Here is a 23,615-nt window from a genome sequence, read left to right as displayed (position 1 = left end):
ATTAAACTTATGACCTATTCTCGATTGTAGCGAAATAAAAGCGCTTATACCATGGTTAATATTCATACCTATATTTAAAATTCAAAACAAATATCAGTATATGATTGGTTTTATCAATGATATTAATTGAATTTCTCAGCTTGCTCAAAATCCTGAAACGCCCGATAATAGACGTATTCAAGGTCACCCACACAGTTGTTAAAACGCTTTTAAATTTATTAACTGCTACTGACTTTTCACATTTATATAATCAGCTTAAGTCTAAAAACAGTGCTGACGTTACATATTCAATAAAAATGAGGAACAATCATGATAGACCAAAGCTTATTAGACGCGGTTAAAAGCTATAGTGAAAATATGACTCGCCCTATTACCTTTGTATTAGGTAGCGGTGAACATAATAAGCGTGCCGAACTGATTGATTTTTTGACTAAAATCGCAAGCACTACAGATAAAATCAACTTTGATGCAGCTTCTAATGATGACAGCTTACCAAGCCCCATTAGCTTTGCGGTTCGTAGTCATATTGACGGCGAATTGACTGATACGGGTATCGTATTTAGCGGTATTCCTGGTGGTCACGAATTTACTTCGCTAATTTTGGCGATTTTGCAGGCTGGTGGTCATACTTTAAAACTTGATGAAGGCATTCAAAAGCTAGTTAAGCGTTTTAATAAGCCATTACAGTTTCAAACCTATGTGTCATTATCTTGCCATAGCTGCCCAGAAGTGGTGCAAGCGCTAAACCAATTTGCGCTATTAAATGACGGTATTAGCAATGAGATGATTGATGGTGCTCTATTCCAAGAGCAAGTAGATGCTAATAATATCCAAGGCGTACCTGCGGTATTCCTAAATGGCAAACCATTCGCTAATGGTATGATTGATACCGCCAAGCTGATTGGAAAGTTGCAGGATCAATTCCCTGACTTGTTAGCAGAAGGCAGTGCAGACGACGCTGAACAGCTAGAGCAGCAAGATGTGACCATTATTGGTGCCGGTCCTGCTGGCATAGCAGCGGCCATTTATACCGCTCGTAAAGGCCTAAAAGTAACTATGGTGGCTGATCGTATCGGCGGACAGGTAAAAGATACCCAAGATATCGAAAACTTGATCTCTGTACCCTTAACTACCGGTACTGAATTAACAACCAATTTCGAAAAGCATATGCACGAATACAATATCACTTTAAAACAACATGTCAGTGTTAAAGAGATTGATGAGACTGAAGAGGAAAACTATAGTATTCATCTAAATACCGGTGAAGTGTTTGAGAGTCGCAGTATTATCTTAGCGACTGGTGCCCAATGGCGTAAGCTGGGGGTCCCAGGCGAAGAGGAGAATATCGGTAAAGGCGTTGCTTACTGTGCCCATTGTGATGGCCCGTTCTTTAAAGGTAAAGACGTGTCCGTCATCGGTGGTGGTAACTCAGGTATCGAAGCCGCAATCGACTTGGCTAATATCGTTAAACATGTGACCGTGTTTGAGTTTGCTGATGATCTAAAAGCCGACCAAATATTGATCAATAAAGCCCAAGAAAAAGCCAATATTGAGATCATTACCAGTGCGGCGACCAAAGAAATCAAAGCGACTAACGATAAAGTTAGCTCTATTGTCTATGAAGACCGCAATTCGGGTGAGACTAAAGAGCTTGACCTATCAGCAGTATTTATCCAAATTGGGTTAATACCTAATACAAATTTTATCAAAGGCTTCGTCGATATGAACCGCTTTGGCGAGATTGAGATTGATGAGCGTTGCCGTACTGATCGCAAAGGTATCTTTGCTTGTGGTGACGTGACTACGGTTCCGTTTAAGCAGATTAATATTGCGATGGGCGAAGGTAGTAAAGCAGCATTGTCGGCGTTTGAATACTTGGTAATGCAGTAGAAGTTAAGTTTTTGTCAGTCCAAATAAAAATCCCGATGCTCAGGCGTCGGGATTTTTTTGTTGAACGGTAAACGTAATTATAAAGAGGAATGTTTGTTATATAACTTGATTAAATCAAGCTCAAATGACGCGTACTAGTCATCCAACAAGTCCATTTGCTTAGCTGCTTCATAAATACCTGTTGAGCGATTACCAGTGCGGCAAAATATTAAAACAGGCTGCTCGGCTTGATTAAAAAAGTCCGCAAATGCTTCTACGTGAGTTTGGTTTAGCTCGTTACCGGCAAAAGAAACTTCTTTATAGGCTAGACCGGCTTTTTCAGCGGCAGCGGCAATCTCAGCGCTGGTTGGTTGTCCGGCTTCTTCACCGTCTGGACGATTATTAATAATGGTTTTAAAGCCGTTTTCGGCGATCATAGGTACTTGGTCAGGGGTAATCTGTCCGGTAATGCTGATTTCGTGGCTCATAAGAGCTCCTTTTTTATTATCTATTTAAAGAGTTGCGAGTTAGATGCTAACCGACAGCGACTTAAACGCCGTGATTAATATGTAGTGATGAATATATAGCGATTAACATGTAGTGTCCAAGCGTAGGCTGATTGAGCTTACTTTTAAAGATAAGCTGTGTAACGCTAAAAAGTATCAACGTTAGAGCAATCCCTGCATTAGAGCGCTTTGGTATAACAACTTAGCACGAGCGCCTGTCCCACAAAACATCAATATAGGCTTAGGTATCGAATGATAAAATGCCGCGAATTGCTCGACCGTAACTAGGCTTAAGTGTTCATCGTCAAAAGGTAGATGATGATAGGCTAGGTTCGCCTGCTCAGTGGCAGCCGCCAATTCACCGCTGCTAGGCTGTGCTATATGTTCATCATCAGGGCGAACATTAATCACTGAGCGATAGCCAAGCTCAGCAATCTTGGCACATTGCACGGGATAAATTTGCTTATAAATCGTTAGATTATCAGTCATAAGAAATGTCTGTTATTCTCGTTGGAGAAATTACGTTAAAGAAGTTAAAAAGGATCAGTTGTACTAAGATAGTCAAAACTATTATGTATCACAACTACGCTGTAGTACAACAACAGCCTATCATAACGGTATTTTGTAGTAGACAGCAAGTATCAGTATTTATTTAGAATAAAAGATGGGCACTAATTAAACAGTAATTAAAAATTTACTAAGCCTCTTTTAATGCATCGACGGCATCGATAGTGCTCAAATAAACCTGCCCTGATAGCTTAGTAAGTAGTGGCGTATGCTCAATGATATCCATCACTGGTCCTTTGATAAAACTAAAGTGCAAATGCTTATCTTGGGTAGCAAGCTCTTGGTTAAGAGTAATGAGCATTTCTTGGGCGGTCAAATCGATATGATTGACCGCTGCCATAATTAGGATAATCTCACGCGCCTCGGGGTATTGTTTGGTAGCTTCTAATACACGGCGATGTACTGATTCACTATTGCCAAAAAATAGACTCTCATCAATACGTAACATCAATAAATTATGATAAGTCACGACATCATGGCGATTAATATTACGAAAGTGACCTGTGCCCGCCAGTTGCCCTACGATAGCCACATGCGGCTTACTCGATTGTAAAATCAGACTGGCAAATGACACCATCAGACCAATAACTAAGCCAGTATTAAGCCCAAATATCAGCACGCCAATGAACGCTGCTATAAAGCTTGCTGCATCTAAGCGATCACGTTGCCAGGCAGATTTTAAGGTCGCAATATCAATCAGACCAATGATAGAGGCCATGATAGTCGCCCCTAACAGCGCATAAGGTAGCGGGGCAAACGTACTACCAAACGCTATCAAGGCAGCAACCATTACCAGCACCGTCACTAGACTGGCAAGCGGTGTTTTTGCTCCCGAATCGACGTTGATGGCTGTACGTGAAAAGCCACCAGCGACTGCAAAGCTTTGAAATAGGCCACCAACGAGGTTAGCTAAACCCAGTCCAGTCAGTTCACGATTGGCATCGAAGCTCTCGTTGCGCTGGCGTGCATAGGTGCTAGCAACCGAGCTGCTAGACACAAAGGCAATAAGCGCCATCAGTCCGGCGGTAGGCAATAAGTTAAGTGCTTCGCGAAAATCTGGCAGGTAAGGTAGGGTAAAAGCCGGCAGCCCTTGCGGAATAATACCAATAGTCGCCACCCCATGGGCTGACCATTGCATACTGATGCTAAGAACAATAGCAATGCCAAGCAAAATAAGTGGAAATAAGCGCTCTGCCCATTTAGCATAAGATGATGATAACCATGAGCGCCATATCCATTTGCTACCATAACGGTTCATAATTAACAGCGCAAAGGCGACAACACCGATGAGTAAGGTCAACGGATGCAGTTGCTGCGCATACTGTTGCATACTTGATAAATAGCCAATCAAGCTACTGCCCGCTATTGGAATATGAGTTAAATATTTAAGCTGACTGACAAAGATAAGCACAGCTGCACCGCTAACAAAACCTGCTGACACCCCGCGGCTAATAAATTGCATAATCCAGCCCAGTTTGAGCTGTCCTGCAATCCACAATAGCGCGCCTACCATCATTGCGAGTAAGCTGGCCATCATCACATACTGCTCAGCGCCTTGGTTGGCATAAGCGTGCAAGGCGCTGGCCGTCATAATGGCAGTAATAGCGACCGGCCCAACCGCTTGGACGTTACTAGAACCAAGCCACGCATAGACAATGACAGGCACAATCGCTGCATATAGTCCATAAACGGGCGGCAGTCCTGCTAGTACCGCGTAGCCCAAACTTTGCGGAATGACTAGCACACCGACTACTAAACCTGCAATTATGTCAGTCGGTAAGGTTGCAAGCTGGTATTGACGTAGCCAAGCAGGTATCAGACGAGCGCCGATTGAAGACATATTAATTTATCATCACCTTAAGGTATCATTACGTTAAATTATCATCGCATTAAACAGCATGGCTAAGCTATTATTAATCTGTTTTTGCACAAAAGCGCTGATAAAGTAGCTGCAATACCGCTAAGGCATCATCGCTGGCGATACTATAATAAATTTGTTTGCCTTCGCGGCGGGTATTGACCAGCTGATCTTTACGTAAGATGCCCAGTTGCTGTGATAGGCTCGGCTGTCCAACGCCCACTAAACTCTCAAGCTCACCAACACAATACTCGCCCTGCGTCAGCTGACATAAGAGCAATAATCGATCCGGATGTGATAGCGATTTCAATAATTGGCTGGCTTGTAGTGATGCTTGTTGCATTTGTTTGGCAAGATCTACCGGCACAAAATCTATAGTACTTGATTCTAAATGATCAGCTATATCGTGAGTGGGTGTTGACACCGATGAAGTCGTTGCTGGGGTAGAAGTCGTCAGAGTAGGCTCCTTATAGAGAATAGCGACAGTGTAAGGGATAGCGACAGTGGTCGCGGAGGTTATGGAGTGATTAGTTACAGTCATTTTAACATCCAATGTAGGCGCTTGTAGTGGCAATATGACACTAACAAGACAATGAAAGTATGCAAAATTAACGAACGCTTGCGATAATACAAACATTCATATTATTGATTGATAGTTAATTATCAATTATATAGCTTATTATATCAAGTTATCGTCATTTACATTATATAAATTGATAAAGTGTTTGGTTGCTGCTATATTAATAGTGACAGTTAAGACCTATTAAAAAAACAAATATAATAGCGAGGTAGCCATGCAAGTACATTCTTTTTTACATAGCGACACCGAGACTTTTACCCATGTATTAGCCGACGTTCAGCAACAGTTATGTGCGGTGATCGATCCAGTATTAGATTTTGATCCTAAGTCAGGACGTACCGGTACGGCAGGTGTCGATGAGGTCATTGAGTTCGTGCGTAGCCAAGATTGGCAGCTGGTATATATTATCGAGACCCATGCCCATGCTGACCATATCTCAGGTGCTATTCATCTCAAAGAAACTTTGGGCGGCGAGCTGGTAATGGGGCGGCACATTACCGAAGTTCAAAAAATATTTAAGAAAATTTATAATTTCGATACCAGCTTTCGCACTGATGCCAGTCAGTTCGATATTTTGACCGATGAGGGGGACACCTTAGCACTTGGTGCGATTACTATTACTGCCATGCATGTTCCTGGGCATACACCTGCTGATATGGCTTATGTCGCTGCTGATGATGAAAAAACAGCGGTCTTTGTTGGGGATACGCTATTTGCTCCAGATGTAGGTACGGCGCGCTGTGACTTTCCAGGCGGCGATGCTAAAACTTTGTATCACTCAATCAAAAAGCTGTTGGCACTTGATGACAATACGGTGATCTATCTATGTCACGATTATCCTAGCCAAGGCCGCAAACATTGCCCAACCACTACCGTCGCGGCGCAAAAGCTAGGTAATATTCATGTCAAAGACGGTATTAATGAAGCTGAATTTGTACAAATGCGTGAGCATCGTGACGCCACGCTTGAGATGCCACGACTGATTATTCCTTCAGTACAAGTTAATATCGATGCTGGCCATTTGCCTGAGCCTGAGGATAATGGTACCCGTTACCTTAAAGTACCCCTTAATATGCTTGGGTAATATGCTTGAGTAACGCCCCTGATAATAGGCGTTGACAGTGTGCGTAAATAATAGAATGTAGATAAGCAATAAGTGAGTAACAGTAATAAGCTGTAAGGACATGCTGTATTAGGTAAGCACTGAACGAATACTATTCATCATAATGCGAGTCTATATCATCAATAGATAGCTGGCTTATTTTCTCAGATTATTATATTAAATTATTTTAAGGAATTAACGATGAAAATCAATGTTGGAAGTACTGATAGATTGCTACGTATTGTCGTCGGTTTGGCCATTATTGCCATTGGTCTTTATTACCAAAGCTGGTGGGGTGTGATCGGCTTGGTGCCTCTATTAACAGGTGCCTTTCGTTTTTGTCCACTATATACAATGTTGGGTACCAATACCTGTCAGCGTTAAGTCGATTTAATGGTAAGGTAAGATAAGTGTTGATAGGGTCGATAGTGCAACAGCGCTATTGACCCTTTTAGAATAAAGACCGATAGGAGTCATGATATGAGTGAACAGGATTTGCATATCGTTTGCACAAATTGCCAAGCGACCAACCGGGTACCAGCTGAGCGACTCAGTGCCACGCCAAATTGTGGTAAATGCGGTCAGCCGTTATTGACGGGCAGTCCGCATGAACTAACCGCACAAACGATCAATAAAATTATTCAAAAAAATGATGTTTTGACCATTGTGGATTTTTGGGCAAGTTGGTGTCAGCCCTGTCTGATGATGGCGCCGCAGTTTAAAGCAGCAGCAAGTGAGCTACCAACAGTTATCTTTGCTAAAATACAAACCGATAAGTATGAGCAAGCTGCCGCCCCTTATAATATTCGTAGTCTACCGACGATGGTGGCCTTTCGACATGGTAAAGAAGTGGCTCGGCAGTCAGGTGCACTGCCTACCAATCAAATTGTGCAGTGGGTACAAAGCTTGTAGTCACAGTCATTACCCTGTTGAACGCTCACCGATCAAAGCGATTAAAAAAGCCAATACCCTAGTAGCGTATTGGCTTTTTTCTATCTTTTTATTAAGTGCTTTTAATGAAATAATGCCTTGCAGATTAAATCAGATATATCTGATGTAATCTCCTACATTACAAACTTATTCACCGTAAATCTTAATACCATTAGCGAAGCTGCAACGCTGAATACGAGCAGATTGGATGATGGCGTCACGTTCACCATAAAGCCGTGATAATTTAGCGTCGCGGCCTTTGGTATTGTTACTTTTACCGACCCCAAAGCTGATATTAGGAGAGATGCCCCAGCGCCCTGCAGATACACCAACCCCTACACCTGAAGCGGACAAGGTTGATTGTTCGTTGCGGGTCGCTTCAACATAACGATTAACGCGCATATATTCTTGATTCAGTGCTTGGCAATCATAGCGCTGATAAGTACTCGGCGGTACATATTGCGGGGTCAAGTTACCGGTAGACGCGCAGCCTGTAAGACCGAATATGCCAGCTGTTGCCAATAATGTCATTGCAGTAAGAGTTTTCATAATGGCTCCATAAGACCCATGAGGTTGAAGTGTTGTATTTAAGATAGCAAAAATAAGTCAATTTCGATACTAAAAGCGTAAAGTTAATGATGCATTTTTTGTTATATTTGTGCCACTTATCAGTGCACTTCATAAGACCCTAGAACAAGTTTTCGGGTTTCACATAGGCCAGTATTACAATGCCAATATAAGCGGCAGCCGCGATAAGAATACCGACCTTGCTTTGGCTTTGCGTTGCATTAGGGTTAAACGCTTTAATGCTGGCGCTGATCGCGGCAACCAGCAAGATGATTTTGGCAAATACCCACTGTACAGGAGCATTGGCACTCATCAGCTGCATTAACATCCAAGCGCCTGAGACGATAATCAGTGCATAGAGAATATGATTGGAGATTTTAATGACGCGCGGCGCACGTCTGTTGGCGCCTAATACCAGATAGCTTTGGTATAAAAACAGCACAATTACCAGCAATGCCAAGAGCGTGTGTAAATGTTTCATTAAACGTGGTTCCTTTTACAATGATCAGTTAGCATTTGCTGACTTAGGTATAGAGTTCGTGATTTTTTACTATTAATATAGTTGCTGTCAATGTTGTTACTATCAAGGTTGTTGCCAGTTAGCCTTCATTTTGACCGGCACAGGACGGACTGTCAGGACTTCCACCTTGAGCTTGCCACTCATCAGGTGTGTAGGCATGAATGGCTAAGGCATGGACATTACCACCTTGTGAGGTCAGTAATTTATCTACCAGCTGATAAACCAATTGATGACGGGCGACCAAGCGCTTAGCAGTAAAAGCATCACTCACGATAGTGAGCTTAAAATGACTCTCTTTACCGGCAAAATAGCCAGCATGATTCATAGACTCGTTTACCAAGTCGATATGTTGTGGTTGCAGGTCTTGTAATATTTCATGGATAGCGGCAGCGGTAGGTGCAGAAGAGGCGGAATTAGAGGGGCTCATAGCGATCCTTTATAGAATAATAACTAATAGGGCATAGCGGTTTCGTTAGTGGGATTATAACAGATGCTGGCACGAGCGTCGTATAGGAATGGGTTAAGCGCTAGTAGACAAATAAGCTAATAATTCCAAATAATTGAGAGATCAAAAAGCAGAACGCAAACTATAAGTCACGTTCTGCTAATTTTTAATCTTTTTAAAAGGTAGCTATGGAATTTATCTACGATGCTTTATTAACAAATGCTTGGTTGGTAAGTTTTTAGCGGCGTGATTTTTGATATAACGGCATTACCTTAGGCATCAAAGCTTGAAGCTGGGCAATACGGTTGCTGCTTGTTGGGTGAGTGCTCAAAAATTGTGGGGGCTCGCCTTGGCTGGCACGCTGCATTTTTTGCCACAACGTAATAGCAGCTTGTGGGTTATAACCGGCGCGTGCCATCAGCTCAAGACCAATCTGATCCGCTTCGCTTTCTTGGGTGCGACTGTGCGGACGTGTTATACCAAAGTCACCTGCTAAGTTAGCCAACTGCGCCTGACCTTGCGTGAGACCAAAGACGCTAGCGGCAACACCGATACCGGTTTGGGTTGCATATTCACGTGACAGACGTTCACGTGAGTGTTCACGTAGCGCATGCGACATTTCATGGCCCATGATGGCTGCAATTTCATCATCGGTTAGATTCAAGCGGTCGATGATACCACTATAAAACATTATTTTGCCACCGGGCATCACAAAAGCGTTGAGCTCTTTGGAATTGATGGTATGTACTTCCCATTTCCAATTGGCTGCATCGGGACGATAAACACCAACTTGACCGACCAAACGGTTCGCAACATTTTTCAGGCGATTCAATTGAGCTTTGTTATTATCGAGTACACCGCGCGCCCGCGCCTCTTTGATATTCTTATTATAGCTTTGTGCAGATTGCTCTAAGACTTGCTCGCTAGATACCAGCAATAGTTGCTGACGATCAACACCAATCGCGCCACTGCTAGTCGTGCTGGTACAGCCGGTCAGGCTTAATGCCGACAATGAAGCCGCCATAACCGTGGTAGTAAGCAATTTTTTCATAAAAGACATCCTCGCTATAAAAAATAAAGTTGAGCAAATTAGGTAGAAAACAGAGCCATATTAGGTGTCATTATAATAATGATAGTTACACAAAACCAATGCAGAAAAAGTAACAATACTACGTGTCATTGTAAGTGAGTTTGTTGAGGGTCAGAAGTAAGTAACGATAAGTAACACCTGTTTGCCTTATAGGTAACCCTAAAAGTTGTCGAGGCGCTTATCGATTCATAGAAAGTAATATTTTTTAAGTTATTTTTGCTAAAATAACTTAAAAAATATTACTTTCGATTTATAGTAAAATTAGTTATAAAATCAAACAGCTGCAACTAATATTACTATGAGTCACTCTCCAAAATTGCTGCTAGGCAGGATATGACTGAAAAAAGGCATTGACAGCGTCAGAATATTTGATAGAATAGCCAGCCTATCGAGACAACGATGTTATTGGATATTACGGCTCATAAGAGCTAAGATATAAAGCAGCATTGAAGTGCGACTAGATTAGCGGGAATAGCTCAGTGGTAGAGCATAACCTTGCCAAGGTTGGGGTCGAGAGTTCGAATCTCTTTTCCCGCTCCAAATACTAAAAAGCCTCACTATATAATATATAGTGAGGCTTTTTTTTGTCTTATTCTCAAAGGCTACAGCTGTTTTTTGCATTAAGCAATCACTCTTATTATCTAATATATAAAAAATATAGAAAACAGCAATATGACTATTTTGTGACCAAGTTCTAAAGCTCCAACTGTATAAGTAACTTCAACCTAACTATCTCACCTATAATAAAAGGTTACACTAAGATCCATTTGCTAAACGCTAATTTTAAGTTCTTTAAGATGGGCGATGAAAGTAGTATCCAAGCTATAATTAGAGCGCTAGCTATAATGATAAGAGCATGCACAGGGCGATTATTTGTATACCTCCTTTTGAGTTTGGATCGATGCATTATAAAAAAATTAATCCAGTCAAGTTTAACGGCTTAACTTCAGTATAGTAATCTCCGGCATGGTCAAAGCGGTTTGATTGTGATAATCCTAAGTTTTTTTGTTGTGATTCTTCATCTTCGGAATATATTAAATTTATACTTCTGACAACTCAAATAAGCAATCAATTCTGTTTAAGGCTAGTAAATATCCTATTTATTTAAACTAAATACAGTTAATTTATAGATGATAGTAACAAGCAGAAATATATCAGAAATATATTATTGTATAATAATAGAACTATTGTTATATTAGTTCTGTGCAGTATGATTATACTAAAATGATTATAGAGTATGTGCTATAGCATATAGTCAGGTTCATAGCCGTAACTTGTACAAATTAATTCAATTATAGAATATTTTAAAAAATAGGGTGAATTTCTGTGAGATGTAATCTACTGTAATATTCATTTTTCAATGTTAAAAACAAAAATTTTCTGCTTAGTTACTTCAAATCAATTATGTTTTTAAGTCAATTAGCATAGATCTGCAAATTAACTTAAAAACTCACTCACAGATATTAGAGTTAATGTAAGATAATAAAGAGGTGTTTTAACCAAGTTGAGGTATATAAGTAAGGCAGCTACTATGGATTAAACTATATTCACACTCTTTATTAGGTCTTAACTATATTTGCCCATTAGTCGCAACATTCCTCTAGTACGAAATGGAATTCGTCACAGAGTTAGCGCGTTATATTAATTGGTTTACAATATTGTATTTTGGTAAGTTTAAACTAAAGAATAACGATTATTACTAATTTTTTTATCAAAATTATATGCTATTTCTATCTCTTTTAAACAACAAGGAAGTTATCTATGACAAACCCTGAATTGAACGTTTATCGTCAGCAAGAGATTGATACCAAAACCAACACAAAATCTGCTTACAATACCGTATTTAAATCTACTTTAACGGCTTTAGTAGCTAGCTTGGCCCTTGCTTATGGTAGTCAGGCGCTTGCTCATGGCGGAAAGGTAAATATGATTCCGATCGAAGAAGCAATGAGTACAGCAGGGGCAGATGTTGAATACGATAGCTACGCTGATGTATATACCATTACCAAGAATTCCACACGCGTACAACTCAAACCTGGTAGCCGTACCGCTATGATTAATGGGAAGCCTTTAGAACTCACTAATCCTTTATTAGTACAGCAGGGGCAGATATTAGCACCCGAAACTTTAGCTAATGAGATATTACAATCCGGCTTAGATCAAACCTTCAAGATAGAGCAAATCCCGCATCCGTTAAATGCTTTGAGCAGCGATGAAATCAAACAAACGTTGGCTATTATAAAAAAGGCCAAACCTACCGAGACCAATTTACGATTTTCTGATATCCGCCTAAAACAGCCTGATAAAGATAAGGTGTGGCGCAATGTGATCGAAGATACTCCTTATACTGGCGATCGTATTGCAACTTTTACGCTTTTGAAGGGAAGCACTGTCACTGAAGGAGAAGCGAATTTAAGCAAAGAAGTGCTGACCAGCTGGAAAACTCTAGAAAATACATTTGGTATGGTGTTGATAGATGATTTTATCGCGGTTCAAGATATTATTCAAAGTAGCCCAGAATATAAAGTGGCGTTAAAAAAACGTGGTATTGACGATGTGACTAAAGTCGTGGGAACACCGCTGACTGTTGGCTATTTTGGGGGGCAAGATGGTCTTCTAGATCAGCAGCAGCGAATTCTTAAGATCGTATCTTACCTAGATGTGGGAGATGGCAACTATTGGGCGCATCCAATTGAAAATTTAGTTGCAGTCGTTGATTTAGATAAGAAAAAGATTATCAAAATTGAAGAGGGTAGTATTATTCCTGTACCGATGACCCCGCGCCCGATCGACGGTCGTGGTTTGGACGTTGTCACTAGTAAACCGTTAAATATTATTGAGCCAGAAGGGAAAAACTATACTATCACTGGTCGAGATGTTGAATGGAATAACTGGAAGTTTCATATTGGTTTTGATAGTCGTACTGGCTTACAAATCAATACAGTCACGTTTAATGATAAAGGCGATGATCGCAAAATCATGTATCAAGGCAGTTTGGCAGGTATGGTTGTGCCTTATGGTGATCCTGACATGGGCTGGTACTTTAAGTCTTATCTAGATGCCGGCGAATACGGTATGGGAACGTTGACCTCCCCACTAGAAAGGAACGTCGACGCACCAGAAAACGCTGTATTTCTTGAAGCGGTTATTCCAGATTATAAAGGCAATCCAACTACCATTCCTAACGCCATCGCAGTATTTGAACGTTATGCTGGTCCCGAGTTTAAACACCAAGAAATGGGACAAAAAAACGTCAGTACCGAACGTCGTGAGTTAGTGGTACGCTGGGTGAGCACCATAGGTAATTATGATTATATATTTGACTGGGTATTTCAGACAAACGGGACGATTGGTATCGACGCTGGCGCCACGGGCATTGAAGCAGTCAAAGCCGTACTTGCAGACACCATGCATTCCCCAACTGCTGAAGAAGATACTCGCTACGGTACGCTGATTGATCATAATATCGTCGGTCCTACTCACCAGCATATTTATAACTTCCGCTTGGATTTAGATATCGACGGAGAGTCCAATCATATAACACGGGTAGATCCAGTGGTAGCAGCAAATACTCGCGGTGGTCCGCGTACCAGTGCAATGGAGACTCGAGAAACCACGGTGTTGACCGAGAAGGCAGCTATAGAAAACTTCGACCCTACTACCATCCGCCTAATCAGTAATGCCAGTAAGGAAAACCGGATGGGTAATCCTGTGTCTTATCAAATGATACCGTTTGCAGGAGCTACTCACCCCATCGCGAAAGGCGCTAACTTTGCGGATGATGAGTGGTTGTTTAAGCGTCTCAACTTTATGGATAAGCAGATTTGGGTGACCAAATATAACTCAGATGAGCTGTATCCAGAAGGAAAATATCCTAATCGTTCTGACCGAGATACGGGATTAGGCATGTTTACTGCAAATGACGAAGGCATCCATAATAAAGATCTAGTGACATGGCTCACTACAGGTACAACCCATATCGCACGAGCTGAAGAGTGGCCTATCATGCCTACAGAATGGGTGAATGTACTATTAAAACCGTGGAATTTCTTTGACCAAACACCATCGCTACAAAACAATCAAAGTGAAGATAAATAGAAGCGTTCGTTGTATTGCATTGTAAATTTGGCAATTATTTAGTCTTCACGTTAATTTAAGATATCTATGTGAAGACTAAAAAGTCAACTCATTTAGTTTTATGGTTTAGCTTCAGTCTTGTCGTTTAACCATACAAATAATAATCCTACCAATATAGAGGTAAGGTAATGAAAGATTTTAACTTAATTATCAACGGTAAAAGTATCGCAGCTACCAATTATTTCGATGTTATCAATCCTGCAGATAAATCTGTGGTCGCTCGCTGTCCAAAGGCCAGTGTCGAACAATTGAATGACGCAGTAGCTGCTGCCAAAGCGGCATTCCCTGATTGGTCAGCACTAACTTACGCAGAACGGCGAGACAAGTTAATGCAACTTGCTGATGCGGTGGAAGCTCATGGTAAGGATATCATGACGCTACTTACTAAAGAACAAGGCAAACCTATGAAAGGATTTGCTGATTTAGGTTCAGGATTTGAACTTAACGGTGCACTAGCATGGATACGTGGCACAGCCAGCATGGAGTTGACTCCAGAAACTATTCAGGATAATGATGTCGCTCGTATAGAGCTACATCGCAAGCCGCTTGGTGTTGTGGGTTCAATTACACCGTGGAATTATCCATTACTAATAGGCGTTTGGCACATAATTCCTGCTTTGCTAACTGGCAACACAGTAGTCATGAAGCCATCTGAAATGACACCATTGACCATATTATACTTTGGTGAAATTGCTAAAGAAATTTTACCAAAAGGCGTGTTGAATGTGGTGACTGGTGCAGGCGATATTGGCGCAGCTATTTCTTCACATGAAGATATTCGCAAAGTTGTTTTTACGGGCTCCACACTCACAGGTAAAGCCATTATGAGGAGTGCTGCTGATAACTTAAAACGCTTGACTCTTGAGTTGGGCGGCAATGATGCAGGTATTGTCTTGGCCGATGCCGATATTGACGCTTGCGTCCCTAAAATTTTTGCAACCTCTTTTATTAATAACGGACAAACTTGTGCAGCACTAAAACGTCTTTATGTTCATGAATCAGTGCATGACCAGCTCTGTAAAGCATTGACCAACATAGCGACCAGTATGAAGACGGGTAATGGGTTTGATGAAGACACAGACTTTGGACCTTTACAGAATCAGGCGCAACTAAATATCGTAAAAGCGCTTGTAGAAGATGCTAAGGATCGGGGTGCAAATTTCTTATGTGGTGGTAAAGTTTCCAATGATAATGGTTACTTTTATCCCATAACCCTAGTAAACAATATCAATGATGGTTCAAGATTAGTCGATGAGGAACAGTTCGGTCCAATTTTACCTATTATAAAATTTAGCAATGTAGAAGATGCGATTACCAGTGCAAATCGGCTGCAAGTTGGACTTGGTGGCTCAGTATGGTCTAAAAATTTGGAAAAAGCGCAAATTATTGCTTCACGTTTAGAATGTGGTACAGTTTGGATAAATAATCATGCAATGATTCAACCTGATGCACCATTTGGTGGCGTTAAGGACTCAGGGTTTGGAGTGGAATTCGGAGAGGCGGGTCTCAAAGAGTATACTTCTATACAAACGGTGCAAATTTTTAAATCTTAATGGACATTTTTTAGATTAGCCTATGAAGAGCAATTTCAAAAGTAAGGTGAACAAGAAGCATAGATGCGCTAGTATTACAGTTTCTATCGACTGATCAAAGTGAAATTGCAACGTTATTGGATTCGGGCTACTAAACCTGAAAAGATTAAGTCTTCATAATAAGTCGCCTCAAACTCGAAAGGCGACATATCACTAAACGCACTGTGTAGAGGCTTTTCACTAAAATAATTCACTTAATCAAGTGTAGTAAGCTCAACACCGTTTAAACTCTGCGGTTTGTGTTTTAAATAATAAATCACATTGTTTGAGAAAAAGTTGGTAGCCTTGCATGATATCTCATTGACTTTCTATGGTTGTTTACATTCTGACTTTAGTGCTTCGAAAGCTGGCTTAGGACGCACACCATGTCGATGGGTAATCGCTTGTTGCTTCAATTAGTATACAGATAGCGCATTTTTGAAGTTTATTTATCACTCTATTTTTTTAAACTAATGAGTCTCCGATAAAATCAGGACGGTTAAATCACTGCCTCACTAAAAAAAGCCTCACTTTAAAAGTGAGGATTTTTTTAGTGAGGCAGTGATTTATCTTACTTATCTTGCCAATTTGGTTGACGCTTTTCTAAAAAAGCCTTCATACCTTCTTTTTGGTCGCTTAATGCAAATGTAGCATAAAAATTTTGCTGTTCATATTGCATACCATTCTGTAAGCTGGACTCATTGGCATAATCTACTACTTTTTTTGCCATACTAATTACAGGCTTGGAGCGCTTAGCTATATTATGTGCAACATAAAGTGCTTCTTCGACCGCTTTATCGTCTTCAACGATTCTTGAAACCAAACCGCTACGCTCAGCCTCTATAGCTGTCAATGTTTTTCCACTTAATATAACGTCCATTGCTTTAGCTTTACCTACAGCACGAATCAATCGTTGCGTTCCACCCGCTCCTGGTATAATCCCTAAACCTACTTCAGGTAATCCAAACGTCGCACTGTGACCAGCTACTATAATGTCACAAAGCATAGCTAGCTCACAGCCACCACCTAGTGCTAAACCGTTTACTGCGGCCACAATGGGAATATTACGCTGTTCTAGCTTTGACCATATTGATGTGACATATTGTTCCTCTGCGACTTGAGCATAACTTTTGCCGCTCATCTCACTAATGTCACCTCCAGCAGCAAAAGCTTTTTTGTTACCAGTCAGTACCAAGCAACGAGCGTTATTATGTTGTAACAAAGAAACAACTTCACTCAGTTGAAACATCAATTCATCGTTAAGGGCATTAAAAGCCTCAGGTCTGTTTAAGGATAGTTTATATATACCAAATTCATATTGTATGACATTTACGTACTCGTATTTTTTCAAAACAGCTTTTACATCGTTTGTCAGGTTATTTGACTCTACTACGATATTCTTTTTCATAGTTATCTCTTTTATTATTGATAATAATATTATGACTATATTTAAAATATATTATTAATTTCACGAATGATGATAGGGAGATTTAGTTTCCGGTAAATTTAGCATGTCTTTTTTCTTTAAATGCAGCAATGCCTTCTGTCTTGTCGGTAGTAGCGGCCAAAATTGAGAAAGTCTGTCGCTCAAAACTCATTGCTGATTCAAGTCCCATTTCTACTGAGTTGTTTAACGATCGCTTTGCTTGGCTGATAGCAAATGGGGCATTTCTTGCTATTTTTGTTGCTACTGATACAGCAGATTCTAATACGTTCTCATCACATAAATCAGTAATCACACCCCATTCTGCCATTGTAGAAGCTGGCATGATTTCACCCGAATATATCATTCTTGCTGCTCTATTTTTACCGATGATTCTTGGTAAAATTTGAGTACCACCAGCGCCCGGCATAAGACCTAACTTCACTTCAGGTAGACCAAACTTAGCGTCTTTATGAGCTAATGCAAAGTCGCAAGAAAGTAGTAGTTCCATACCACCGCCGAGACAATAACCCTCAACAGCAGCAATTAAGGGAATAGGGCATTGTCTGATACGGCGCCATGCGCTAACTCTAGCGTCTAGCAGAGCCTGTTTTGGACTTAGGGTTGCTATTTCGTCGATATCAGCTCCAGCAGCAAAATTACCTTTTAGACCATATATGATGATGACTCTAGCTGACTCTGTTTTTACAATAGACTCTATGGTATCTGCTAAATGTACAACTAGCTCGGTATTGAGTGCGTTTTTGCGCTCTGTACGATTAATACCCAGTTGAAAAATACCATCAACTAACTTGGTTACTTGCAAAAATGATTTGTGTTCCATAAATACCTTCTTTTATTACAAGTTTATATTATTGCTTCAATCTCAACCTAAAATAAACATCCAAAAATATTACATCTAAGTAACGTTTGCAAGCCTATTACTTTCATAGTGATATGTAGCAATCTTAAAAGGCCTAAAGCTTACCCAATAGACCTTATCAAAATTATTTGTTAATGTATCCTAGGATAATTCATGAATTATCCTGATATTATATAAAGATATCTTTACTATCAAGGTTTCCGGCGTAAATCAAGGACTCGTTTAGCTTTGCCTTCTGAGCGTGGTAAAACTCCCATAGGCTCAATAATAACTTCTACACTAGCACCTATGGTTGATTTAATATTATAAATAAGCTCTTTCTTCAAGCGCGAGCCACTTTGGCTCTCATCAACCGGCTCTACACGTATGCGTAATTGATCCATTGCTCCCATATGATAGCGTTCTATTAGATAGTTAGAAGATAAACCAGATACTTTCATAATCTGCTCCTCTAACAACGAAGGATAGATATTCACTCCACGCAAGATGATCATATCGTCATTTCGAGCTGTAATTTTTTCAATGCGGCGCATTGATCGTACATCTCCCGGAATAATGCGAGTAATATCGCCAGTGCGATAACGAATTACAGGCATAGCCTCTTTCATAAGTGTAGTAATGACTAACTCACCCTGCTCACCATCAGGTAGTACTTCCCCAGTTTCAGAATTGATGATTTCAGGATAAAATAAATCCTCCCAAAAAGTAAGACCACCTTTACTAGCTACCGCTTCTTGCGCTACGCCCGGGCCGACCACTTCAGATAGCCCGTATATATCTACCGCATCTATATCAAAGCGTTCCTCAATATGGTTTCGCATCTCGTTAGTCCAGGGCTCCGCGCCAAATATACCCACACGCAGGCTAGTTTTTCGAGGGTCTTTCCCTATTTTTTCCATAGCTTCAGCTATATTAACCATGTAGGATGGTGTTACCATCATGGCCGCTGGTTCAAGCTCTTCAATAATTTGAATCTGACGACTAGTCATCCCACCTGATATTGGAATAACCGCTGCGCCTAATTTTTCAGCACCATAATGAGCGCCCATACCTCCAGTAAATAATCCATACCCATAAGCTACTTGTACTGTATCGTTAGGGGTAATGCCAGCGATTACTAGAGAACGAGCTACTGCTTCTGACCACATATCAATATCATTTCGAGTATAAGCCACAATAGTGGGTTTACCTGTTGTACCTGATGATCCATGTATTCTTACTATATCACTGCGATCAACACATAATAACTTTAAAGGATAATTGTCTCTAAAATCACTTTTTTTCATAAATGGGAGTTTGCCTAAATCTTCCAATGACTTGATATCATTTGGATGAACATCTGCACTTGCCATATGGTTTTTCCAAAAAGCATTATTATTGTAAGCATGTTTGATAGTGCGCTTAAGACGCTTTAATTGTAACGCAGATATCTCATCACGAGACGCAACTTCAATACGATTATAAAAATCTAAACTCATTTTAAATTCCTTTTCAAAAATAGTTAGTAATTAGTAATATGTAAGGTTATATAAATTCAAATAGCGCTATTAAAAATGACTTTGTCCCTTTAAAGAGCGACTGAACCCTTGAAACTCAGCTACTAATTCTCCGTCCTCACCACAAGTTATCTCTATACGATAAGAGCCTGAACGCCCATGCACCCCTGACTCATAGGCATAAGCATATAGCTCATCACCGAGGTTACCCGGTCGCCAGTAAGCGATAGTACAAATATGACCAACTGCAATTTGATTATGAGCATTACATATATGGGCAAATGTAGTATCAGCTAAGCTAAATATTGCCCCACCATGGCAACTACCATGACCATTGGAATGAAAAGACTGAACCAGCATTTTACAAACTGAATAACCAGCTCTAGCTGTTACAATTTTAATGCCTAAATGCTGTGAATAGTAGTCCTCAGCAAGCATTTTATTTGCAATATCTAGTGCTTGATTATCTTCATTTATTATATTGCCTCGCTCAATAGCCTCACCTGAAACCTTGTTCGACAACAATGAGCGATTCAAACTAGGTGACCGGGTCAAAAAACTAGCTTCAACTGATTGGTCCTCATTCTTAGAGTCGTTATTAGCCATTAGTACGTTCCTTAGACAATTGCGTTGCAAGCATGTGTGGAACAACATAACTGCCACTACCATACATACAGCTCAGAGCACTTAGTGTGTTAACAACTACTTCGGTACCAATAAACTCAAGCCATTCAAAGGCACCTAAAGGATAATTAACACCACCTTTGAGGGCGGTATCAATACCTTCGGGTGTAGCTATACCTTGAGTGGCACAAATAGCTGCTTCGTTGATAATCATACTAATGACGCGCAGATTTATTAAGCCGGGACAATCTGTTACTAGAATCCAGTCTATACTTCCCAAAGATTGAGGCAATCTGCCATCCATTATAATACAAGCTTTAGGGCCTGCTGCTATCGCAACTGTTGCAGATTGCTTATTAGGATGTTTGATATCTACTAATATAATAGGTACTTGAAGCGAGTCTTCCCAGTCGGCAGCCAACCTACCATCTGAGGCATACATGCACACATTATTTTCTAACACTCCAATTAAATTATCTAGCAGTGGAGCACTTTCTACTCTTGAATTATTATCGATACTTTGACTATCTTGCTCATCTAACTGCTCATTTACCCAAGATTGACGACCATAAGCCGAAAAACTAATCGATTTTTTATCAGTCTTTAAAGAGTTCTCATGAACATTTTGGTTTTGTCTAGAGTCTTCATTACTATAGTTATAGAAACCTTTACCTGTTTTACGACCAAGAAAACCTGCCTCAACTAGGCTGCCTTGTATATAACTTGGTCGCAAGTGTGTGGGATAAAACAAGCTATCAAACACAGAGCAGCTAACTGCATAGTTGATATCTTGCCCTATAAAGTCCGTCAATTCACAAGGACCCATTTTAAACCCTGCACTACGCATACTGGCATCAAGGTGGGCAGGAATTGTAATTTGATCTTCGAGTAGACGGAAGCTTTCGACATAGAATGGACGGGCGACACGGTTAACAATAAAGCCTGGCGTATTTTTACATCTCACTGGCGACTTGCCCCAACTTTGCATCAATTCAATACAATTTTGTGTAGTCTCAGTATGAGTTTGAAGAGCATCAATTACCTCAACTAATGGCATGATGCCAGGAGGATTAAAAAAGTGTAGCCCGATAAAGCGCTGCGGCTTTTGTAGGCATGACGCAATAGCGGTAACAGAAAGCGAAGAAGTATTGGTAGCCAAAATAGCGTCATGACTGATGATAGACTCAAGTTCGCTAAATACTTGTTTCTTTATATCCAGTTGCTCTACAATCGCCTCAATAACTAGCTTAGCATCAGTTAATTCACTACTATTTTTACTAAGTACCAGTGCACCTAGCCAATTATCTTTTTCTTGTTGAGTAATCTTTTCTTTTTTGACAAACTTAATAAATAAAGTATCAAGCGATGCTTGCGCGATTTCTAATTGCTTTTGAGATTTATCTACTAGAATAACGCCATGACCAGCTTGTAGAGCAAGCTGCACTATACCCTGACCCATTGTACCTGCACCGATTACACCAACGATGAATTTTTTAGTACTCATACACAACTTCCTTGTATGTCATTAAATTAATATTTGCGCACACAAACAATAGAACTAATAAAGTAAAAAATAGAGCCAACTGTTTGTTGCCAGTAGGCTCTATCATTAACTTGAACTAAGCCTCAGCCGATTTATCTAAAAATCAATGAATATATAAAGTCAAAAAATTGAAAATATAATCAAAGGGATAAAGGTAAACTGACTATTATCGGATTATTAGTTGGTCTGTTCACGTACCGTTACCCAACCGAAACGAGGTGCTACAAAGCCCAAGTCAGTCAAGCAAACATTAGCTGCAGGGTTGAGACCTGAACCATGAAAATCTGAATAAGCATTAGATTGATTCACATATACCATCCCAGTGAGATTAACAGAAAGCGGAGATCCAGCATCAGAAATATCATCCATTGCTTTGTTCTTAAACTCTTCCTCTTTGCTGTATAAAGAAGTTGTCATAGCGCCATGTTGCTCAATGCTGTCGCAAACTAATTTGAGGCTATTTTGCGCATCCTCAGTAGCAATTACATATGCTATTGGACCGAATTGTTCTTCATATATTTCTACATCGTTTTGGGTAACTTTAATAAGTTGCGGTTTAGCAGTCTTAGCGTCAGGGAAAGCGTCATAATTTACTGTTTGCATGCCAAGTACGAATGTTTTGTCACTATTTGCACTTTCATTCACCCGCTTATCTACATCCTCGCTATTTAAGGCGCCCAATAAAGCAAAAGCACGTTTATCATCGCCTAAAAGTTTTTCAACCGCAGAAGCAATACCTCCAGCTACCTCATCGAAGCTTTTATGCCCATCATTGGTCTCAATACCGTCTTTAGGAATATAAATATTCTGTGGAGCAGTACACATTTGTCCTGAATATAATGACAATGAAAAAGCAATATTGCTCGTCATCGCCCTAAAGTTATCAGTTGATTCAATAAGAATATTATTTAATCCTGCTTGTTCTAGATATAGCTGCACACCATCAGTGTTCTTTTTAAGCCAGTCACCAAAGGTATTACCACCCGTAAAGTCGATCATCTTAATACTATCGTCTTGTACAATATCTTGTGTATATGCACGATCACCGTTAGCAATAGCAATTTGAACGACGTCTGGACTAATATTAGCTTCTTGTAAGACCTCGCGCATAATATCTACAGTAATGGCTAAAGGAAGAATCGCTTTATCGGCAGGTTTAACAATAACGCTATTGCCTGTAGATAAACTAGCAAAGAGTCCAGGATACCCATTCCATGTTGGGAAAGTTGCACAACCAATCATTACTCCCACGCCTTTACCACGTGTTTTGAATGTCTTATTCATTTTGACTGAAATTAGTTTTCCTTCTTTGTCCTTGCCTGTTACTTTATTCCATTCCACAGTTGGGGCAGTTGATTCTATTGCATTAGCTGCATAGGCAATTGTCTCAAGACCACGTTCTAAGGCATGGGGGCTACCTGCCTGGAACGACATCATATAAGGCTGACCTGTAGTATGCATAATACTATGAGCCATCAAAAATGACTGTTGTGATAGCCTTTCAAGCATTTCCATACAAATACCAAAGCGTGTCTGGTAATCAAGCTTTCGCCACTCTCTTTGTGCTTGCTGTGATCGCTCTAACAGGATAGTTTTATCAAGCTTTGGATACTGCATGCCCATATCAATACCATAAGGAGACGTGGCATTACATTGGACATACTCAGCATCTTGCATGGGTACTTTAAACTTATATGTACCGCCTAACAAAGCATGAAAATCATCTTCGCCTTTTTGTTTAGCACCTTCGCCATAATGCTTTTCACTTGGCATTTCCGGATAAGCCGACCATTCTTTTCTATTTTTGATAGCTTCTCTAGCTTTTGATAGCTTTTCTTTATGTTTTTCATATAAATCTGACATTTACTGCTCCTTGTGAGAATTAGTATCTTCCACTTTTAACG

At 40.3% G+C, this 23,615-nt stretch carries 20 protein-coding genes and 1 tRNA gene; 7 read left to right on the top strand and 14 right to left on the bottom strand.

Annotated features, from left to right (window positions below):
• Nucleotides 1-309 precede the first annotated feature (309 nt).
• Nucleotides 310-1,890 carry an alkyl hydroperoxide reductase subunit F gene (ahpF, locus tag AAEY88_RS05565; protein WP_350560168.1) on the top strand — a complete coding sequence of 527 codons (1,581 nt, stop codon included), beginning with the start codon at nucleotides 310-312 and terminating at the stop codon, nucleotides 1,888-1,890.
• Between the two features lie 134 nt (nucleotides 1,891-2,024).
• Here ahpF and AAEY88_RS05560 read toward each other — a convergent pair whose 3' ends face one another.
• From AAEY88_RS05560 to AAEY88_RS15830, 4 genes are all read right to left on the bottom strand, one after another.
• Nucleotides 2,025-2,357, bottom strand: a complete 333-nt coding sequence (locus AAEY88_RS05560; RefSeq protein ID WP_350560166.1) for a TIGR01244 family sulfur transferase — start codon at nucleotides 2,355-2,357, stop codon at nucleotides 2,025-2,027.
• A 180-nt stretch (nucleotides 2,358-2,537) separates the two neighbouring features.
• Complete coding sequence (locus AAEY88_RS05555; RefSeq protein ID WP_350560164.1) at nucleotides 2,538-2,864, bottom strand: beta-lactamase hydrolase domain-containing protein; 327 nt, start codon at nucleotides 2,862-2,864, stop codon at nucleotides 2,538-2,540.
• 208 nt (nucleotides 2,865-3,072) lie between these two features.
• Complete coding sequence (locus AAEY88_RS05550; protein ID WP_350560162.1) at nucleotides 3,073-4,782, bottom strand: SulP family inorganic anion transporter; 1,710 nt, start codon at nucleotides 4,780-4,782, stop codon at nucleotides 3,073-3,075.
• A gap of 73 nt (nucleotides 4,783-4,855) precedes the next feature.
• Nucleotides 4,856-5,341 (bottom strand): ArsR/SmtB family transcription factor, encoded by a 486-nt coding sequence (locus AAEY88_RS15830; protein WP_407074407.1) that lies wholly within the window; start codon nucleotides 5,339-5,341, stop codon nucleotides 4,856-4,858.
• 253 nt (nucleotides 5,342-5,594) lie between these two features.
• On the opposite strand from AAEY88_RS15830, the gene AAEY88_RS05540 reads away from it, so the two are divergent.
• From AAEY88_RS05540 to trxC, 3 genes are all read left to right on the top strand, one after another.
• Nucleotides 5,595-6,464, top strand: coding sequence for an MBL fold metallo-hydrolase (locus AAEY88_RS05540; RefSeq protein ID WP_350560160.1), 870 nt, complete (start codon nucleotides 5,595-5,597; stop codon nucleotides 6,462-6,464).
• Nucleotides 6,465-6,683: 219 nt separating this feature from the next.
• Nucleotides 6,684-6,866, top strand: coding sequence for a DUF2892 domain-containing protein (locus tag AAEY88_RS05535; protein WP_350560158.1), 183 nt, complete (start codon nucleotides 6,684-6,686; stop codon nucleotides 6,864-6,866).
• 96 nt (nucleotides 6,867-6,962) lie between these two features.
• Entirely contained in the window at nucleotides 6,963-7,394 is a 432-nt protein-coding gene (gene trxC, locus AAEY88_RS05530; RefSeq protein ID WP_350560156.1) for a thioredoxin TrxC, read from the top strand.
• A gap of 165 nt (nucleotides 7,395-7,559) precedes the next feature.
• Here the strand turns inward: trxC and AAEY88_RS05525 are convergent, their stop codons facing one another.
• The 4 genes from AAEY88_RS05525 to AAEY88_RS05510 all read right to left on the bottom strand — a co-directional run bounded on the left by AAEY88_RS05525 (nucleotide 7,560) and on the right by AAEY88_RS05510 (nucleotide 9,995).
• On the bottom strand, nucleotides 7,560-7,961 hold the full coding sequence (locus tag AAEY88_RS05525) for a hypothetical protein (RefSeq protein WP_350560154.1): 402 nt from the start codon (nucleotides 7,959-7,961) through the stop codon (nucleotides 7,560-7,562).
• A gap of 139 nt (nucleotides 7,962-8,100) precedes the next feature.
• The gene (locus tag AAEY88_RS05520) at nucleotides 8,101-8,460 is read right to left on the bottom strand and encodes a SirB2 family protein (protein ID WP_350560152.1); all 360 of its coding nucleotides are present in this window, start codon (nucleotides 8,458-8,460) and stop codon (nucleotides 8,101-8,103) included.
• Between the two features lie 118 nt (nucleotides 8,461-8,578).
• Nucleotides 8,579-8,926 (bottom strand): BolA family protein, encoded by a 348-nt coding sequence (locus tag AAEY88_RS05515; RefSeq protein ID WP_350560150.1) that lies wholly within the window; start codon nucleotides 8,924-8,926, stop codon nucleotides 8,579-8,581.
• A 256-nt stretch (nucleotides 8,927-9,182) separates the two neighbouring features.
• Nucleotides 9,183-9,995, bottom strand: a complete 813-nt coding sequence (locus AAEY88_RS05510; RefSeq protein WP_350560148.1) for a M48 family metallopeptidase — start codon at nucleotides 9,993-9,995, stop codon at nucleotides 9,183-9,185.
• 504 nt (nucleotides 9,996-10,499) lie between these two features.
• Here AAEY88_RS05510 and AAEY88_RS05505 point away from each other — a divergent pair.
• The 3 genes from AAEY88_RS05505 to AAEY88_RS05495 all read left to right on the top strand — a co-directional run bounded on the left by AAEY88_RS05505 (nucleotide 10,500) and on the right by AAEY88_RS05495 (nucleotide 15,724).
• Nucleotides 10,500-10,574 (top strand) — tRNA-Gly (locus AAEY88_RS05505).
• Between the two features lie 1,221 nt (nucleotides 10,575-11,795).
• Nucleotides 11,796-14,132 (top strand): stalk domain-containing protein, encoded by a 2,337-nt coding sequence (locus AAEY88_RS05500; protein WP_350560146.1) that lies wholly within the window; start codon nucleotides 11,796-11,798, stop codon nucleotides 14,130-14,132.
• Between the two features lie 167 nt (nucleotides 14,133-14,299).
• On the top strand, nucleotides 14,300-15,724 hold the full coding sequence (locus AAEY88_RS05495) for an aldehyde dehydrogenase family protein (RefSeq protein ID WP_350560144.1): 1,425 nt from the start codon (nucleotides 14,300-14,302) through the stop codon (nucleotides 15,722-15,724).
• A gap of 589 nt (nucleotides 15,725-16,313) precedes the next feature.
• Here AAEY88_RS05495 and AAEY88_RS05490 read toward each other — a convergent pair.
• From AAEY88_RS05490 to paaN, 6 genes are all read right to left on the bottom strand, one after another.
• Entirely contained in the window at nucleotides 16,314-17,150 is an 837-nt protein-coding gene (locus AAEY88_RS05490) for an enoyl-CoA hydratase-related protein (RefSeq protein WP_350560142.1), read from the bottom strand.
• An 82-nt stretch (nucleotides 17,151-17,232) separates the two neighbouring features.
• Entirely contained in the window at nucleotides 17,233-18,009 is a 777-nt protein-coding gene (locus AAEY88_RS05485; RefSeq protein ID WP_350560140.1) for an enoyl-CoA hydratase-related protein, read from the bottom strand.
• 230 nt (nucleotides 18,010-18,239) lie between these two features.
• Nucleotides 18,240-19,526: an AMP-binding protein gene (locus AAEY88_RS05480; protein WP_350560138.1), complete on the bottom strand. Its 1,287-nt coding sequence runs from the start codon at nucleotides 19,524-19,526 to the stop codon at nucleotides 18,240-18,242.
• 69 nt (nucleotides 19,527-19,595) lie between these two features.
• Nucleotides 19,596-20,150 (bottom strand): hotdog fold thioesterase, encoded by a 555-nt coding sequence (locus tag AAEY88_RS05475; RefSeq protein WP_350560136.1) that lies wholly within the window; start codon nucleotides 20,148-20,150, stop codon nucleotides 19,596-19,598.
• Nucleotides 20,143-21,672, bottom strand: coding sequence for a 3-hydroxyacyl-CoA dehydrogenase NAD-binding domain-containing protein (locus tag AAEY88_RS05470; protein WP_350560134.1), 1,530 nt, complete (start codon nucleotides 21,670-21,672; stop codon nucleotides 20,143-20,145). The genes AAEY88_RS05475 and AAEY88_RS05470 overlap by 8 nt, the downstream gene beginning before the upstream one ends.
• Before the next feature lie 216 nt (nucleotides 21,673-21,888).
• Entirely contained in the window at nucleotides 21,889-23,574 is a 1,686-nt protein-coding gene (gene paaN / locus AAEY88_RS05465) for a phenylacetic acid degradation protein PaaN (RefSeq protein ID WP_350560132.1), read from the bottom strand.
• Nucleotides 23,575-23,615 lie beyond the last annotated feature (41 nt).

It is taken from the genome of Psychrobacter sp. CAL346-MNA-CIBAN-0220 (assembly GCF_040309805.1).
Classification (GTDB): domain Bacteria; phylum Pseudomonadota; class Gammaproteobacteria; order Pseudomonadales; family Moraxellaceae; genus Psychrobacter.
The sequence above is the reverse complement of the archived record's forward strand: the minus strand, read 5'-3'. Positions and strand labels throughout refer to the sequence as shown.